Genomic DNA, 15,869 nt, shown 5'->3' on the forward strand with positions numbered 1-15,869 from the left:
GGATGTGTAGAAGAGCCGCTGCGCGTCATGCCGCGCGCGGGCCACCCGCCGGCCATCCATCCGGGCCACCGCGAGGCGGCGGCCGCCGGCGTCCACCGAGTCGCCCTCGGCGGGCACCCGGCGCAGCACCGCCATGATGTGCCCGGCGACCGTCTCGTACGGGCCGTCGGGCAGCCGGATGCCGGTCTCGGCGGCGAAGTCGTCCAGGTTGAGCAGGCCGTCGACCTCGACCACCCCGCCGTGCAGGCGCCGTGCCTGCGCGTCCTGCACATCATATTCGTCGCGGATGTCGCCGATGAGCTCCTCCAGGAGGTCCTCCAGCGTGACGATCCCGGCGACGCCGCCGTACTCGTCCATGACGATCGCCAGGTGGCAGCCCTCGCGGCGCATCTCCGACAGCGCCGGCAGTACCCGCTTCGAGGGCGGCAGGAACTTCACCGGGCGCACGAGATCGCCCACCGGGACGTCCTTCTCGGGCGGGTCGGGGGCCAGCAGGTCGCGGATGTGGACGAACCCGATCACCTCGTCGTGGGAGGCGCGGCACACCGGGAACCGCGAGTGCGGGCTGCGCGCGGCGAGCCGGGCGGCGGCGGACAGGACGAGCACCGCGTCCAGGAACACCACCTCGGTGCGCGGCACGAGGACCTCGCGCAGCGGCCGCTCCCCCGCCGCGAACACCTCCCCGATCAGGGTCCGCTCCTCCGCGGTGAGCTGCGTGTTCTCGGCCACCAGGGCGCGCATCCGCTCCGCGGTGATCTCCTCGCGCAGCGCGTCCGGGTCGCCGCCGGACAGCCGCACGACCAGGTTGGTGGAGCGCGACAGCAGCCACACCAGCGGGCGCACGGGGCCCGCGGGCGGCCGTGGCGGCGTCCGGTCCATGCATTCAGCCTTCCCCGATCAGCGTTCCGGATAGCCTGGAACGCACCCCGCCGTCCCAGAGTCTTTCTCGTGGAGGTCCCTCAGTGAAGCTGCTCGTCACCGGAGGCGCCGGCTACGTCGGCAGCGTCGTCTCCGCTCTGCTCCTGGAGGCGGGGCACGAGGTCGTCGTGCTGGACGACCTGTCCACCGGGCACGAGGACGCGGTGCCCGAGGGCGCCCGGCTGGTGCGCGGCACGCTGCGCGACACGGCGGCGGACGTCCTCGCCGGCGCCGGGTTCGACGGCGTGCTGCACTTCGCGGCCAAGTCCCTGGTCGGCGAGTCGGTGGAGAAGCCCGGCCTGTACTGGGACAAGAACCTCGGCGAGTCCCTGGCGCTGCTGGACGCGATGCGCGTCGCCGGCGTCCCCCGGATCGTGTTCTCCTCGACGGCCGCGACGTACGGGGAGCCGGAGTCGACGCCGATCCTGGAGACGGACCCGGCCCGTCCGACCAACCCCTACGGCGCGACGAAGCTGGCGATCGACACGGCCCTCGCCGAGTACGCGCGGCTGCACGGCATCGGCGGGGTGTCGCTGCGGTACTTCAACGTGGCGGGCGCCTACGGGCGGCTCGGCGAGCGGCACACCGTGGAGACGCACCTGATCCCGAACGTGCTGAAGATCGCGCAGGGCGACGGCGCGGCGGTGAAGATGTTCGGCGACGACTACCCGACGGCGGACGGCACCTGCGTCCGCGACTACATCCACGTGGTCGACCTCGGCCGCGCCCACCTGCTGGCGCTGGACGCCTGCGCGCCCGGCGCCCACGAGGTCTTCAACCTCGGCTCCGGCAGCGGCTACTCCGTGCGGGAGGTCGTCGAGGCGTGCCGCGAGGTCACCGGCCGGGAGATCCCGGCCGAGGTGGCGCCGCGCCGGGCGGGCGACCCGGCGGTGCTGATCGCCTCGTCCGACAAGATCCAGGAGCGGCTCGGCTGGAAGCCCGAGCGGGACCTGCGCACCATGATCGGCGACGCGTGGACCTTCCTGCGGTCCCGATGACCGACGGCTTCGCGGAGACTTACGGGCGCGCGCCGGACGGTGTCTGGCGCGCGCCCGGCCGGGTCAACCTGATCGGCGAGCACACCGACTACAACGACGGGTTCGTGCTGCCGTTCGCGCTGTCGCGCGGCGTCTCGGTGGCGGCGGCGCGGCGGGACGACGGCGTGATCGAGGTTCGGTCGCGGCAGGCGTCCACCGTCGTGACCGCCCCTGTGGACGGCCCGCCGGTCGTCTCCGAAGGGTGGCCGTCCGAGCATGCGTGGGCGGCGTATCCGGTGGGTGTGGCGCGGGTGCTCCAGGAACATGGGACGGGCGGCGCGTCGCTGCTGATCGACTCCGACCTTCCGCAGGGAGCCGGGCTGTCGTCGTCGGCCGCGCTGGAATGCGCTACTGCGCTGGCGCTCTGCGATCTGCACGGCGTCGAGATCGACCGTCCCGCGTTGGCACGGCTGGCGCAGCGTGCGGAGAACGAGCAGGTCGGGATGCCCTGCGGGCTGATGGACCAGTCGGCGTCCCTGCTGTGCACGGCCGGTCATGCGCTGATGCTGGACTGCCGCAGCGAACTGTCGTCCCAGGTCCCGTTCGACCCGGCCGCCGCCGAGTTGACGCTGCTGGTGGTCGACACGCGCGCCTCGCACACGCTGACCGGTGGTGAGTACGGCCGTCGGCGGGCCGAATGTGAGGAGGCCGCGTCCCTGTTGGGGGTGGACGCGCTGCGCGACGTCAAGGATCTGGCGGGTGCGCTGGGGAGCCTGCGCGACCCGGTGTTGCGGCGCCGCGTCCAGCATGTCGTCACCGAGAACCACCGGGTGGAGGCGAGCGTCGGCCTGCTGCGGGCGGGCGCTCTGTCCGAGTTCGGCGCGATGCTGAACGCGTCTCATTTGTCGCTGCGCGACCAGTTCGAGGTGTCGTGGCCCGAGGCCGACGTCACCGTCGACGTGGCGCTCCGGGCGGGTGCCCGTGGCGGCCGGATGATCGGGGGCGGCTTCGGCGGCTCCGTCATCGTCCTGACGCCTGCGGCCCGTGCGGAGAAGGTCCGCGACGCAATCACGGCGGCCTACGAGAAGCGAGCCTGGACGCCCCCGGAGTTTCTGGACGCGATCCCCTCCCAGGGCGCTCATCGGCTCAACTGACCGCGCGCAGGTCGGCGAGTTCCTTGCGGCCCTCCTCCGGACGGGAGGGGATGAGGAGGAGGGTGCAGGCCCGCTCTTGACGCGCTCTCCGGCCTCAAGGCCGGAAATTCGGCCTGTGCCGCTCCGTTGCGGGTGCGGCACTTCCGTGGCTTCCTGCTTCAACGGGCGTGCCCTCGACCGGAGTCGAGGGTCTTACTCGCCCTCCATCAGGCGTTTAAGGTCTCCGCCTCCCCCGGGACGCCCGGGGGTTTCCGTCCAGCGGCGACCGGCAGAGCATCACGTGGTGATGCGGCGTCCCTCGTCCAGGATGTTGCGGGCGGCGTTGACGTCCCGATCATGCTCGGCCCCGCACTCCCCGCACGTCCACCGGCGCACGTGCAGGGGTCTGGGGCCGTCCCGGTACCCGCAGCCCGAGCACAACTGCGAGGACGGGAACGCCCGGTCCACCCGCGCGAACGTGCGGCCGTGCCGGACCGCCTTGTACTCCAGCATCGCCGTGAACGCCGACCAGCCCGCATCGTGCACCGACTTGGCCAGCCTCGTGCGCGCCAGCCCCTTCACGCACAAGTCCTCGACATAGACCGCTTGGTTGTCGCGGACCAGCATCGTGGACAGTGTGTGGTGGAACTCGCGGCGCGCGTCGGCGACCTGCGCGTGCGCGCGGGCGACCCGGGTGCGGGCTTTGTCTCTGTTCTTGCTGCCCTTCTGCGTGCGGGACAGGTCCCGCTGGGCCTTGCGGAGCTTCCTTTCGGCGCGGCGCAGGAACCGCGGCGAGGTGATCTTGCGGCCGTCGGAGGTGACCGCGAAGTGCTCCAGCCCCAGATCGATCCCCACCTCGGCTTCGGCCGCCAGCAGCGGTTCGTCATCGGTCTCGACCACGAACGAGGCGAAAAACCTCCCGGCGGCGTCCTTGACCACCGTCACGGTCGCCGGGACCGACGGCAGCGCCCGCGACCACTTCACCTTCACAGGGCCGATCTTGGGCAGCGCGAGCCTCCCGCCCGGTGTAATGGACCAGCGGGCGTTGGCGGTGAACCGCACCGCCTGTCGCCGGTCCTTACGCGACTTGAACCGCGGCGCCCCTATTCGGGGACGTTTTCCGGCCAGGCCGTCGAAGAACGCCCGGTAGGCCGCCTCCAGATCCCGCAGCGACTGCTGCAGCACCACCGACGACACCTCACCCAGCCAGCAGCGGTCCGGCGTCTTCTTCGCCTCCGTCATCGCCGCCGACAACGCGGCCGCCTTCGGGAACGGCAACCCGGCCTCGCGGGCGTCCTCTCTGGCCCGCAACGCGTCGTTGTAAACCACCCGGGCGCACCCGAACGCCCGCGCCAGCGCCTGCTGCTGACCGGCGGTGGGGTAGAGCCGAAAGGAGTATCGGAGCTGCACATGACCATCCTATTACCCTCCGGATGTGGATGCGTACGCAACGTGCAGACCGCTCGGAGTCCGTTGACGCCGGATCAGTTCGACGGACGTCAGGAGGAGTCCGCGCAGGACCTCGGCCTCGCTCCTTCCCGTCCGGGGCGGAGGGGTGTCGCGGCGGCGCCTGCGGTCGGTGAGCAGGTCGTGGCTCCAGGCGAGCACCGCGCGCAACGACCGGTGCCGTTCCACCGATCCGCGGCCGCCGCTCAGCAGCCGCAGGACATCGTCCAGCGCGGACAGCAGGCCCGCCGCGCCCAGTGACGCACTGCGCGCCGCCGCCAGCTCGATCGCCAGCGGCATCCCGTCCAGCCGGCGGCACAGCTCGGTGACGTCGGCGCGGGCGGCGTCGAAGGCGGGATCCGCCGCGGCGGCCCGGTCGAGGAACAGCCGTTCGGCGTCGGACTCCAGCGGCAGCGGCGGGACGGGGACGGCCCGCTCGCCCGGCACACCGATCCGTTCGCGGCTGGTGGCGAGGATGGTCACGCTGGCGCAGCCGGACAGCAGCCGTTCGGCGAAGGCGGCGACGGTGTCCACGAGGTGCTCGCAGTTGTCCAGGACGAGCAGCGACCGGCCGCGTCCGAGATGCCGGGCGACGGCGTCCTCCAGCGCCTGACCTGGCCGTTCCGTCACGCCGAGCGCAGACGCCACCGCCTCCGCGACAAAGCCCTCGCCCACCGGCACGAGATCGACGAACGCGCCGCCCAGCGGGAACGAGGGCGCGGCCAACTCCGCGACCACGGCCGCCAGCCGGGTCTTACCGATCCCGCCCGCGCCCAGCAGGGTCACCAGCCGGGCGTCCCCGAGCAGGCCGACCGCCAGGTCCTTCTCGGCGGCGCGGCCGAAGAACGCCGTGCGCGGCGCCGGCAGGCCGGACAGGTGGCCGGGCGGCGGGTCCCGCCGCCGCGCCTCGTCCGCGAGGGCCCACCGGTCGGCGACGCCGTACTTGCGCAGCAGGGACGAGATGTGGCTTTCGACCGTCCGGACGGAGATGTGCAGCCGCCCGGCGATCTGAGCGTTGGACAACCGCGCGCCGAGCGCCGCGAGGACCTCCGCCTCGCGCTGGGAGATCTCGACCGGGCGTCCGTAGGCCATCACGCCAGTCTGACCGATCGGGGACCGTTTCCGTGGTGTCTCAGTGGCGGCACGGATGCCCGGACCCCCGCCCTGAGCGGAGGCTTGTTTCACACGAGATCGGAGGAAACCATGCGACGCATCATCAACTCGACGTTCGTCTCGATCGACGGCGTCATCAAGGACCCGCAGGACTGGCCGTCACTGGACGCCACCGACGACACCGCCGCGCAGACGGACGTCCTCTCCGGCTGCGACGGCGTCCTGCTGGGCCGGCACACCTACGACAGCTTCGCCTCGGTGTGGCAGGGCCGGTCCGGGGACCCGTACACCGACAAGATGAACTCGGTGTCCAAGTACGTCGTCTCGACCACCATGGACAAGGCGGACTGGGAGAACACCACCGTCATCGGCGGCGATGTCGTCGCCGAGGTCGCCCGGCTGAAGGACGGGCCGGGCGGCGACATCCTGCAGTACGGGTTCGGCAGGCTCTCCCACACCCTGATGGAACACGGGCTACTGGACGAGCTCCGGCTCTGGGTCCACCCGTTCTTCGTCGGGAAGTCCGGCGGCGACGGCCTGTTGTTCCAGGAGGGCACCCGGGCGATGTTCGACGTCATTGAGACGAAGACGTACGCATCGGGTGTCGTCCTGCTGTCGTATCGCCTCAAGGCGCAAAGGCGCGTCAGCTGAGCGCGGCTCGGATGTCCTCCAGCAGGCGGGTGGCCTCCTCGGCGGGGTCGGTCTGGTCGAGGGTGGTGAAGCCGTCCACGGCGGCGGACGCCTGTGCGGCGGCCTCGTCGAGCCGACCCACCTGCGCCAGGATGCGGGCCTGCTCGAAGGAGGTCAGGGCCGTCTCCCAGATCCGGGCGGGCTCGTTGTCCGGCGGCAGGCCCGCCAGCGCGGCGCGGGCCGTCTCCATCGCGGTCACCGCCCCGTCCGCCTCGCCGCTCCACATCAGGCACATCGCGGCGCGGCGGCGGGTCCGGACCACGCCGTACGGGTCGCCGGTCTTCTCGTACGCCTCGGCGGCCTCCGCATATCGTTCGGCGGCCTGGGCGTCCATGTCGAGGCCCGTCAGGACGTCGGCGGCCTCGTTGAGGAAGTGCGCGACGGCATCGTCCTGCCCGTGCCGCGCGGCGTCCTCGGCGAGGCCCTGGAACAGGGTGGCCGCGTCCTCTTCGCCCAGCTGCTTCTGCGCGTGCGCGAGGATCAGCCGGCAGCGCCGCCCCTCGTCGTCACCGAGGTTCGGCAGCGCCTCCTCGGCGGCCTCCGCCGCCTCCAGGGCGCGGTCGGTGGCCAGGTAGGCGGCGGCGAGATCCACCCGCAGCTCGACGGCCTGCTCGTGCCGCCCGCCGGCCGTCCACTCCGCGATGGCCTCCACCAGGTCGGCGACTGCGTCGCCCGGAAAGTCGGCGGCGAGGTAGGCGAGCCCGCGCTCGGAGTGCGCCGCGGCGCGCATCGGCGACCCCGCGGGCACCACGCCGATCACCTCGTCGAGCAGGGCGAACGCCTCCTCGTGCGGGCCGCCCTCCCGGCGGGCCAGCGTCCGCGCGAGCAGCAGCGCGGGCGAGGCGGCCTCGTCTGGATCGTTCTCCCGCGCCGCCTCGATGGAGCGGCGCAGCGCCGCCTCCGCGTCATCGCCCCGGTCGGCCATCAGGAGCGCCTGCCCGCGCAGGAACCACGCTTCGGCGGCGTGGGCGGGCGTGTCGTCCAGGACGATCCGGTCCAGCACGGCGAGGGCGTCGCCGGGACGGTCGAACCTGAGGTGCACGGTCGCGAGGCGGAGCAGCGCGGACGCGGCGTCGCCGCCCTCCCCCGGCTGCGCGGCGAAGTGGTCGGCCGAGGCGATCACCTGCTCCAGCCCGCCCTCGTCGCCGAGATCGATGCGCATCGCGCCGAGCCGGCCCAGCGTGCGGTGCCGGCGCGTCTCGTCGCCCAGCTCGCCGAACCGCCGGGCCGCCTCGTCCCAGCACTCTGCGGCCTTCGCGCCGTCGCCCTCGACGGCGTGCTCGATCCCCTGCGCGTCCAGGCGGCGGGCCTGCTGCAGCGGCGTCGGCTCGGCCGCCGTCCCGGCGACGGCGTCGAACCGGCGCCAGGCCGCCAGCATCCCGGGCAGGTCCCTGTTCTTGCGGCGCTGGTCGGCGGTGTCGAGGAGTTCGTCGAGGTCGTCCACCGAGGCGAGATCGTCCTGCGGGACGGGCTCCGGCTCCGGCGCCTGGGGCGCGGGGCGGCGGTGGTGCGCCGCCAGCGGGACGAACTCGGCGACCGGCTCGGCGGCCAGCGTCGCGCGCACCTTGTCGCCCTGGTGGGACGTGCCGTTGCGGGCGTCGAACCGCGCCGCCAGCGCGGTCGCGCGTTCCGCCAGCTCAGCGCGCAGTTCGTCCAGCGGCACGTCCGCCGCGCGTCCGTCCGGGCCGGGCCGGCGGATGGTCGCGGAGCCGTGCCCGGCCGCCGTGACACGGTCGAGGACGAGGGCCGCCGCGGCGGAGAACTCCATGTCGGCGTGGGCGCTGGGGGTGCGGTCCAGCCATCCGATGTGGCGCTGGAGGATCTCCAGGCCACGGGCCTCGTTGCCGGTGACAGCGCAGAACTCCAGGTGCTCGGCGATGTCGCTGAGGTCGGCGAGCCGCGTCCGGTGCACCCGGTAGGCGCGGCGGTGCGCGTCGGCGGCCTGCTCGGCCCGGTGCGTCCGCAGGTAGACCGGCAGCATCGCGGTCTGGATCGACTGCGGCTGCTCGTTGCAGTTCAGCTGCGCGCTCAGCACCGGCGCGGCGACCTCGAACGCCTCCTCGTGGCGTCCCGCCTCAATGAGGTGGCGGGCCATGCCGGTGGGGTCGCAGCCCTCGCAGTCCGACAGCTCGTCGCGTTCGGCGGCACGCCACTTCAGGTACCACTCGTCGGCCGTCCCGTCGCCGACGTGCCGGGCGACCACGTTGCGGTAGTGATACACCGCCTGGAGGCTGTGCCCGCCCGCCTTGTAGCGGCGCTCCATGTCGTCCAGCACGGCATAGGTGCGGTCTAGCGGGATCTCAGGGAAGAGGGTGAGGGAGCTGACGATCGCCTTCATCTGCCACAGCAGGCCGTGCGTTTCGTCGAACCGGCCGGGGTCGCGGTCGTGGTCGGCGAGCGTCCGGCTGAACGTCGCGAACGCCTTCGCGGGCTCGCCGCCATACCGGTAGGCATCGGTCAGCCTTACGCGGACGTGAAACGCCAGCACCTCGTCACCGGCCGCCTCCGCGCGGCGCAGCGCGTCCTCGACCAGGACGGTACGGGCCTCCCCGTAGGGCAGTTCCTGCGACCGCGCCATCAGCGCATATACGTCGTCCGTGCTCACTTGGGGCCCTCCGGGGAGTGGACGGCCCACTCCAGCAGGCCGATGAAGGAACGGTTCAGCACCGCCGTGTCGGCGGGCCGCAGCGGATGGTGGCCGAGCAGCAGCGCCTGCCCGTACAACGCCTGGACGGCCAGCTCGACCGGCCCGCCATCGCCGAGCGACGTGATGCGCCGGGCCAGCGGATTACGGTAGTTCAGCACCAGTTGGGGACGTTCGACGCCTGCCGGGCTGACGGCACCGAGAACGTCCGCCCACAGCTCGTCGGCCTCCTCCTTCGCCCGCGTCAACTCCTCCCGGAACTGCGCGTCGCGGCTGGTCAGATACAGCGCGGGCAGGGAGGCCGGGTCGAAGTCGCGGACGACCACCTCGCAGCCGAGCCGCTCCACCGCCCGCTGCGCCGCCGCCAGGAACGGCCGAAGCGCCAGCTCCGTGCCCGGGTCGACGACACCGAACGTGGTGGTCAGCTCCGCCGCGTCCAGCCGGGCCAGTCGAATATCGGGATCAAGGTCGGGCAGCCGCTCGATGATCTCCGTGTCGTGCACGTAGCCGCCGTTGACCAGCCCGACGCCCTGCGCGCCCGCGACCGCCGACAGCCGCCGGAACTCGTCCACGGTCGCGGTGAACCGGCCGTCCGGATGCCGGCGGCGGAACTCGTGCAGCGTCATCGGCCCGGCGGACGTCTCGTACTCCAGCCACCGGTCGACGATCCGCAGCATGTCGTCGTCGTGCAGCGCCATCGCCTTCACGCCGAGCTGGTGCAGCCGCAGGAACGCGCGGAGACTCGCCGGGTCGGTCTCGGCCAGCTTCACCAGCCACTGCCGCAGGACGTCCCCGAGCCCTTGCCGCGTCGATTCGAGCAGTTCGTCCTCGTAGAGGGCCTCCCGGCTCGCGGTAGGCCGCAGCTCACCGGCGTCCACAACACACCGCGCGAAGAACGCCCACTCGGGAAGCAGGCCCTCGACGCTCTCGGCCAGCAGCATCCGCTTGAGGTAGACACGGTGCGAGGCGCGCGCGGTCGGGCTCACCGGTGCGGGCAGGATGAACGCGACACCGGTCAGGCCCGCCTCGGGCACGTCCAGATCAACGACGTCGAACGGCGTGAAGCCGTAAAGCTCCTCGCAGTACTGCTCCAGCGCCCGCCGCCGCCCGGCCGGATCACGATAGGGCGCCTGCCACGGCGGCCCGTCCCCGGTGATCGGCACACCATCGACGACCAGCTCAACGGGCAGCAGCGACCCATAAGTACGGGCGAGCTCGGCAACGACCGACGGGCTCAGCAACTCCCCCGCACCCGGACGGGCCTTGAGCGTCACCGTCGTGCCCGGCTCGTCCCGTTCACCAGGCTCAACCTGGTAACTGCCCCCAGACCGCCCCGTCCACCTGACGGCTTTGCCACCCTTTGCCGACCGCGTAACGACCTCGATCTCGTCCGCGACGAGAAAGGCCGACAGCAGCCCGATACCGAACTGCCCCAGGAAGTCGTGCCGCGCGAACCCCAGCTCGTCCCGCTTGGACGACCGCCCGATGGTCGCCAGCAGCGCATGAACCTCGTCCTCGGTGAGCCCGACCCCATCGTCATGAACCCGGAGCGTCCCGCCCCCGGTCTCGATCTCCACGCGCCCACCGGCACCCCGCGCCGTGATCGCGTCCACCGCGTTCTGCAGCAACTCCCGCAGATAAACCCGCGGGCTCGCGTAGAGGTGGCGGCTCAGCAGATCCACCACACCCCGCAGATCCACCTGAAACGCCTGCTCCGCCACCATCCGCCTCCTGATCACCTTTCCGAGCGATCACACCCTAGCGACCACTACCGACGCCTTCAGATCATTTCCGACCGCTACCGTGCGACCAGCACACACCTTGTGGAGGAAGCATGCCGCTCGCCCTTTCCGCCCTCTGGCGCGGAACCCGGACGCTCGGCATCGTCCTGCTCGGCCTGGCGGCGGCCTCGGCCGCCTACCTGTGGTGGGGCATCGCGAACGCGGCACTGCTCGCCATCATCGGCTGCCTCGGCTCAGCCGTCGCGCTGGGCCTCCTGTACGACACCCGCCGCCCGCTCCGCTTCAAATCCGTGCCCCTGACCCTCGGCTACCTGGCACTATTCGCCGTCTACGCCGTCGGCGTCATCGCCGCCCGAGACGTCGCAATGACGCTGGTCGGCACCGACACCGACGCAACCGTTGCAAGGACCTGGACAACGGGCGGCACCAAGGGCAAACCGCAACACCGCTGCACACTCCACCACCCCGACGGCACCCCAATCCCCCGCGAACTAGGCACCAACTGCGAGGGCCACTCAGTAGGCGACACGATCCCCATCGTCCTCGACCCGGCCGGCCACTTCGCCCCAATCAGCGGCCCCAAGTCGGACATGGACACGGTGGGGGAACTCCAGGTGACAGCAACCGCCGGGTTCGTCCTACTCCTCTCCATCGCCCTCGGAACCCCGCCCAAGCGGGCCAGACAATGACCTCCGTAGAAACCAGTGGCGCCACTTCCTAATGACTCGCGACGGGTTCATCGACTGGAGCAGGAACGAGTTCGCGGTCATCGACCATCCGCGATGGACTCCAGGCCCAGCGCACGCCCTAGTAGGGACGGGGCTGCGCCTCCCAGGCACCCGCGCCCGTCTCCTCAACGAACCGGCGAAGCCGCCACAGGTCGTCCAGGCTGAGGGACCCGAACCCGTCCTCGTCCTTGACCACGGCAAGCAGGAACGCCCAGGAACCTCCTCCATACCCCGGATCAATCGACGACCTCGAACCGCTGGAACCGCTCGCCTGGAAGGACCTGCTCGGCCCTCTTGTTCTTCATCGCGACCAACCCCCGAGCGTCGATGTACGCGAGGTACGTGACGCCGCGCAGGTATTGGACGACGACCAGGAGAAGCAACCCGCCGAGCAAGACCGCCAGCACAGCAAGCACGAAGCGCCAGCCGTTATCCACCGCCACTGCTCCCCAAGCACAGAGCGCACACAGGAACGCCAGCATGGAAAGCAGCATCGGCGCATCCTGCTCGGGTCCTGGAGGACGACCCGGAAATCCTCGGCACCGTTCAGCAGTCGAACTTCTTGCCGATACCAGCGCCCCAGCGCAGTAACCGCCACAAACAATCCCACATAACCGTCGTCCACACGTCCGGCGCCGAACTACAGAACGACGCCGTCCTTGACGCGCTAGACATCGCCGTGCCGGACGGGCAGATCACCGCCCTCCTCATGGCCGCCGCCGCACTCAACGGGCTGCTGTCAGAGTCCGCCCGCAGCACCGGCCACGTCCTTATCAACGGCGCCCCCGTCCGGGACCAGCGGTAGTGGCGTCGGCTACGCGGCCGCGTGCCACAGGCAGGCGTCAAAGCCTTCTCCTCGGCAGAGACCGTGGGTGGACACGCAGTTGCGCGATCTGAAACGCCAGCCCGGGCGATGGACCATCGACCAAGCGTGCGCCGCCGCCCGCTACCCCACCGACTGTTCGCCTCCTACCCCGACCAGCACCCTGCCGGCAGGCAGCCCGTGATCAGGCCAGGCTCAGTTCCGATCGGCTTGCCGCGCCACGCGCTCAAGCCGATTCCGGTAGTCCTCCCACCAAGACTTATCACCAGGCGCCATGTTGTCGTTGTCGACCCGCAACCCCACGGCTCCGTCGATCAGTTCCCGGACGATGTCGGCGTGACCGGCATGCCGATCGGTCTCAGCGATCACGTGCACCAGGATCCGGTGCAGTGTCACCTCACTCCGCTCGGCCGGCCAGTGCGGCACTTGGCCGATCGCATCCAGCGCCAGCGCGTCGATCGTGGCGTCAGAGTGCGTCCACGCCCGGCGATACAGTCCAATGATCTGATCACGGGACTCATCGGCCGTCGCCCACATGTCCGCGTTGATCTCGGCGTCCTCGGCGAACCAGGGCATGTCCTCGCCGGACGGCCGATTGAAAGTATCGCCAAAGTAGACCAATTCCATGCTGGCCACATGCTTGACCAGCCCCAGCAGGTTGGTTCCGGTCGGCGTCACCGGGCGACGGATCTCGTACTCCGAGAGCCCCTCGATCTTCCATACCAGGGCGTCGCGCCCAGCCTGCAGGTAATGCTGAAGGTCCGCCTTGGGATCCGATCCAATCACGCCGGGCAGTCTGCCACCTCACACCGACTACCCGGCAAACCATGACCCGCGCCCGGGGGAACACAAGGGGGTGATCGTTATCCCAGATTCGCACCAACGTGCCCCGTCTGGCTGACCACCCTGCGCACACGGACAAGCTTCGCCACCACCCCCCCCAATAATCAAATCAACGGACGTCACCGCACGTCCAACCGCCGGAAACAGCCAACCCGCCGACCCTTCCCGGTCAAATCACTAGGCGGCTTGGAGCCAGGGTGGTGGGCGGACGATCACGGCGTCGGGTGGCGCTGCGACCCGGTAGATGTGGCGTCCATCAGGGCCTCTGACGATGCGGATTCTTGTGGGATTGGCGTGTTTCCAGCGGTTGTGAAAGCCGCAGCACAGGGCGAGTTGGTCGATGTCGGTGGGGCTGCGGCCGAGGGCCCAGCCGTGGACGTGGTCGACCTCGCACAACGTCCCAGGCACTTCGCACCCTCGGACCGCGCACGTCGAATACAGGCTTTCGAGGACCTGGCGTTGCGCGCCGGTAGCGAATCGGACTCTGTGGCCGAGGTAGAGGGGCAGGTACCCCTTGCCGAGCAACAAGGGGGAGACTCCGGCGGCCATCGCAATGCGGCGCGCCTGCTCGGCCGGGATCGGCGTCCCGTCGGTGAGCCGGGCAGGTGCGGTGCCGCCGGTGAGGGTGTCCAGATCGCAGATGACGGTGACCTTGGTGGCCTTGTGCCCGCCCGACAGCACCGAGGTCACCGCCGCCGCCATCCGCTCCGACAGGACGCGCCGGTCATCGGTCCCGGCCGGTTTGGCGAGCGGCCCGAGGGTCCCGTCCCAGATGGCGGCGTCCTCGGCGTTGAGCCATCCTTTGATGTAGCGGCCGCCGTCCAGGGAACGGGTGGAGTCGATCCAGGAGTGTTCGTAGCCGCGCCGGGCGTCCTCGGGGACGGGTTCGCTGCCGTCGCGTTCGCTGATCACGTCGCGTATGCGGCGGCCGAAGGAGGCGACCTTCCCGGCGGAGCAGCCCTGGTCGACCATGCCCAACAGAATGTTCTCGGCGACCCGGCAGTCCGCATCGTCCAGGCGGGTGACCGCGTCGGCGATGGTGGCGGCGTACCCCACGGACAGCTCCCCGGTAGCCCACCGCCTCGACACGTCCGTGAGTCGGTGCCGCTGCCGCGCCAGCGTCAGCCGTTCTTTGGCACGGGCTTCGCGCATCCCGAGCCGGGACCGCAACCACGCCCGCGTGGAGGGAAACCCCCACCGCTGCACTTCCCGACCCGCGTCGACTACGCCGACAAAACCAGCAAGCGCGGCCTCTTGCATATCACCGGCCGCAGCGAGGCTCTCCGCAAACTGGATGCAGGCCACCGCAGATCCCGGCGGGTTACGACGAGCAAGCTCAGCCGCGATCGCGGACGCAGCGTTCACCAATTCCATGGTGGACGCCTCAGCAAGGTCGACCGCAACTGAACCCACACTTAAATTTTACCCGATGGGCCGCGTCATTACGCCCCTGAAACGAGGATTCCGTTCGTTGATTTTTATCCCGTCCGCCATTTTCGCAAAATGCGGAATAGCGGTCGAACAGGGCATCTCAGGAAGTTGTGATGGTCGCCCCGCAGCCGTCTTTCACTGAACGACACGACCACCGGGTCGCCGCCCGTGTCCCCGTCCAGCCCATGCCAGGACGAATACAGTGAGCATCGGCCTACGGGCAGGTATCCATGGGTGGACCGGCCGCCGGTCAGGTGCGTGCCGCGCCCCCGCCGTGATGGCGTATCGCGGGCAAGGTCGACGAATGCGCCATCGCATCCAACATGCGCGCAGCAAAGGCCTCGGCGGCCGAGGCCCTGATCTCTTCGGATTTCATCCACCGGAGATTTTGGGCTGGTCTCTCTGAAGTCCCACCGACGACCCGGCAGTGAAAGGCCAGTGCAACAATCCCTCGTTTCAACTCCAATCGCGCACGCCGCCACCGCTGAGCCGCCATCCGACCCCCGGTCGTCGCTATGAGGTCGACGCACGCGTGCAGCATTTCAGCCGCAGACTGCGGAGCACCCGTGCCGGACGTGCGCAGCCGCGCAACCACACGGTCGGTCAGGACGATCGCACGCTGGACGATCTCACGTGACTTCCTAGAGTCTCGGCTGACTCGGTCAGGTGACGCTCGGCGCCCTCCGCCTCACCCAGGAACATCCGCAGACACCCTCGAAGCCACGCAGGCGCGGCCCTTATTAAACGAGGCCGCCGTCGGGTCGCTTGATCGTGCCGCCATCCAGGTCGTGCCGTCGTACAGGCGCGCCCCGCGCGGCCATCTCGGCTTGCAGCGCGTGTTCCCGCGCCCGCATGAGGAGGCCTTTCGCCGCGGCGCGAGTCCTGAACGGCCGTGTCGGCGATGCGGCGGGCGCGTCCGGTATCACCAGTGGAGTAGTAGACGACCATCGTCTGGCTTGAGCGGGTCAGCGCCCGCTCCGACAGTCTCGAATGCCAGATGGGCGGCCGACTCGAAGGAACGTGCGGCAACTGACCGCAGCTAGGAACCCAACTGCGGAGGATGCTCACCGAGCAGCAGATGGCGGCATGCCTCAACGGCGGCCGCCTGGGCTAGGTACAGGCACACGAACGGTACTGTGCCGATCCGCCGGTCGACTGACCGACTCGACTCGGCCAGTGCGTCAAGCAGGAAGAGGCTCAGGGACTCCGGCCAGACAAGCGCGCCGGCCAGTTCGTCACGCACCGGCGCACTGAGTAAGCATTCAGCGCAGGCGCTTTGAGGCATGGCGAGATGGCGTTGCGTGAGCGCAACGCGGATGGGTGTTCAGGCGGTGGCCGGGTCGGGTGGCATCCAGGGCCGGCCCAGGAGGGCGTCGCGGGT

14 protein-coding genes are annotated in these 15,869 nt (G+C 70.4%); 5 read left to right on the forward strand and 9 right to left on the reverse strand.

Annotation, left to right across the window (positions count from 1 at the left end; translation table 11 throughout):
* The coding region (locus HUX53_RS01160; RefSeq protein ID WP_176401300.1) for a hemolysin family protein at positions 1 to 879 on the reverse strand (879 nt) is incomplete at its 3' end.
* Between the two features lie 83 nt (positions 880 to 962).
* Between HUX53_RS01160 and galE the strand changes: the two genes are divergently transcribed.
* Both galE and galK read left to right on the forward strand, forming a co-directional pair.
* On the forward strand, positions 963 to 1,916 hold the full coding sequence (gene galE, locus HUX53_RS01165; RefSeq protein ID WP_176401301.1) for a UDP-glucose 4-epimerase GalE: 954 nt from the start codon (positions 963 to 965) through the stop codon (positions 1,914 to 1,916).
* Entirely contained in the window at positions 1,892 to 3,049 is a 1,158-nt protein-coding gene (gene galK, locus HUX53_RS01170; protein WP_309236988.1) for a galactokinase, read from the forward strand. The genes galE and galK overlap by 25 nt, the downstream gene beginning before the upstream one ends.
* 276 nt (positions 3,050 to 3,325) lie before the next feature.
* Here galK and HUX53_RS01175 read toward each other — a convergent pair whose 3' ends face one another.
* Both HUX53_RS01175 and HUX53_RS01180 read right to left on the reverse strand, forming a co-directional pair.
* Positions 3,326 to 4,438, reverse strand: a complete 1,113-nt coding sequence (locus tag HUX53_RS01175; protein ID WP_176401302.1) for an RNA-guided endonuclease TnpB family protein — start codon at positions 4,436 to 4,438, stop codon at positions 3,326 to 3,328.
* Positions 4,439 to 4,450: 12 nt separating this feature from the next.
* On the reverse strand, positions 4,451 to 5,566 hold the full coding sequence (locus HUX53_RS01180; RefSeq protein ID WP_176401303.1) for a LuxR C-terminal-related transcriptional regulator: 1,116 nt from the start codon (positions 5,564 to 5,566) through the stop codon (positions 4,451 to 4,453).
* A 111-nt stretch (positions 5,567 to 5,677) separates the two neighbouring features.
* On the opposite strand from HUX53_RS01180, the gene HUX53_RS01185 reads away from it, so the two are divergent.
* Positions 5,678 to 6,238: a dihydrofolate reductase family protein gene (locus HUX53_RS01185; RefSeq protein ID WP_176401304.1), complete on the forward strand. Its 561-nt coding sequence runs from the start codon at positions 5,678 to 5,680 to the stop codon at positions 6,236 to 6,238.
* Here the strand turns inward: HUX53_RS01185 and HUX53_RS01190 are convergent.
* Both HUX53_RS01190 and HUX53_RS01195 read right to left on the reverse strand, forming a co-directional pair.
* Entirely contained in the window at positions 6,231 to 8,882 is a 2,652-nt protein-coding gene (locus HUX53_RS01190) for a hypothetical protein (protein WP_176401305.1), read from the reverse strand. The genes HUX53_RS01185 and HUX53_RS01190 overlap by 8 nt on opposite strands.
* Positions 8,879 to 10,645: an HSP90 family protein gene (locus HUX53_RS01195; RefSeq protein WP_176401306.1), complete on the reverse strand. Its 1,767-nt coding sequence runs from the start codon at positions 10,643 to 10,645 to the stop codon at positions 8,879 to 8,881. Before HUX53_RS01195 ends, HUX53_RS01190 begins: the two co-directional genes overlap by 4 nt.
* 110 nt (positions 10,646 to 10,755) lie before the next feature.
* Between HUX53_RS01195 and HUX53_RS01200 the strand changes: the two genes are divergently transcribed.
* On the forward strand, positions 10,756 to 11,352 hold the full coding sequence (locus HUX53_RS01200) for a hypothetical protein (protein ID WP_176401307.1): 597 nt from the start codon (positions 10,756 to 10,758) through the stop codon (positions 11,350 to 11,352).
* Positions 11,353 to 11,627: 275 nt separating this feature from the next.
* Here HUX53_RS01200 and HUX53_RS01205 read toward each other — a convergent pair whose 3' ends face one another.
* The gene (locus HUX53_RS01205; protein WP_176401308.1) at positions 11,628 to 11,885 is read right to left on the reverse strand and encodes a hypothetical protein; all 258 of its coding nucleotides are present in this window, start codon (positions 11,883 to 11,885) and stop codon (positions 11,628 to 11,630) included.
* A gap of 68 nt (positions 11,886 to 11,953) precedes the next feature.
* Between HUX53_RS01205 and HUX53_RS01210 the strand changes: the two genes are divergently transcribed.
* The gene (locus HUX53_RS01210) at positions 11,954 to 12,196 is read left to right on the forward strand and encodes a hypothetical protein (RefSeq protein ID WP_176401309.1); all 243 of its coding nucleotides are present in this window, start codon (positions 11,954 to 11,956) and stop codon (positions 12,194 to 12,196) included.
* 213 nt (positions 12,197 to 12,409) lie between these two features.
* Here the strand turns inward: HUX53_RS01210 and HUX53_RS01215 are convergent, their stop codons facing one another.
* The 3 genes from HUX53_RS01215 to HUX53_RS40595 all read right to left on the reverse strand — a co-directional run bounded on the left by HUX53_RS01215 (position 12,410) and on the right by HUX53_RS40595 (position 14,864).
* Entirely contained in the window at positions 12,410 to 13,000 is a 591-nt protein-coding gene (locus HUX53_RS01215; protein WP_176401310.1) for a DinB family protein, read from the reverse strand.
* 234 nt (positions 13,001 to 13,234) lie between these two features.
* Positions 13,235 to 14,431: an HNH endonuclease signature motif containing protein gene (locus HUX53_RS01220; protein WP_255204807.1), complete on the reverse strand. Its 1,197-nt coding sequence runs from the start codon at positions 14,429 to 14,431 to the stop codon at positions 13,235 to 13,237.
* Between the two features lie 307 nt (positions 14,432 to 14,738).
* The gene (locus HUX53_RS40595) at positions 14,739 to 14,864 is read right to left on the reverse strand and encodes a hypothetical protein (RefSeq protein WP_255204805.1); all 126 of its coding nucleotides are present in this window, start codon (positions 14,862 to 14,864) and stop codon (positions 14,739 to 14,741) included.
* Between the last annotated feature and the right edge of the window lie 1,005 nt (positions 14,865 to 15,869).

This window comes from Actinomadura sp. BRA 177, assembly GCF_013372625.1.
In the GTDB taxonomy this organism is placed as follows: domain Bacteria; phylum Actinomycetota; class Actinomycetes; order Streptosporangiales; family Streptosporangiaceae; genus Spirillospora.

Excerpts from the sequence above, each read along its gene's own strand:
- HUX53_RS01205 (WP_176401308.1), bottom strand. The coding sequence starts at position 11,885 with ATGCTGCTTTCCATGCTGGCGTTCCTGTGTGCGCTCTGTGCTTGGGGA.
- HUX53_RS01185 (WP_176401304.1), top strand. The coding sequence starts at position 5,678 with ATGCGACGCATCATCAACTCGACGTTCGTCTCGATCGACGGCGTCATC.
- HUX53_RS01200 (WP_176401307.1), top strand. The coding sequence starts at position 10,756 with ATGCCGCTCGCCCTTTCCGCCCTCTGGCGCGGAACCCGGACGCTCGGC.
- HUX53_RS01195 (WP_176401306.1), bottom strand. The coding sequence starts at position 10,645 with ATGGTGGCGGAGCAGGCGTTTCAGGTGGATCTGCGGGGTGTGGTGGAT.
- HUX53_RS01220 (WP_255204807.1), bottom strand. The coding sequence starts at position 14,431 with ATGGAATTGGTGAACGCTGCGTCCGCGATCGCGGCTGAGCTTGCTCGT.
- HUX53_RS01180 (WP_176401303.1), bottom strand. The coding sequence starts at position 5,566 with ATGGCCTACGGACGCCCGGTCGAGATCTCCCAGCGCGAGGCGGAGGTC.
- HUX53_RS40595 (WP_255204805.1), bottom strand. The coding sequence starts at position 14,864 with ATGAAATCCGAAGAGATCAGGGCCTCGGCCGCCGAGGCCTTTGCTGCG.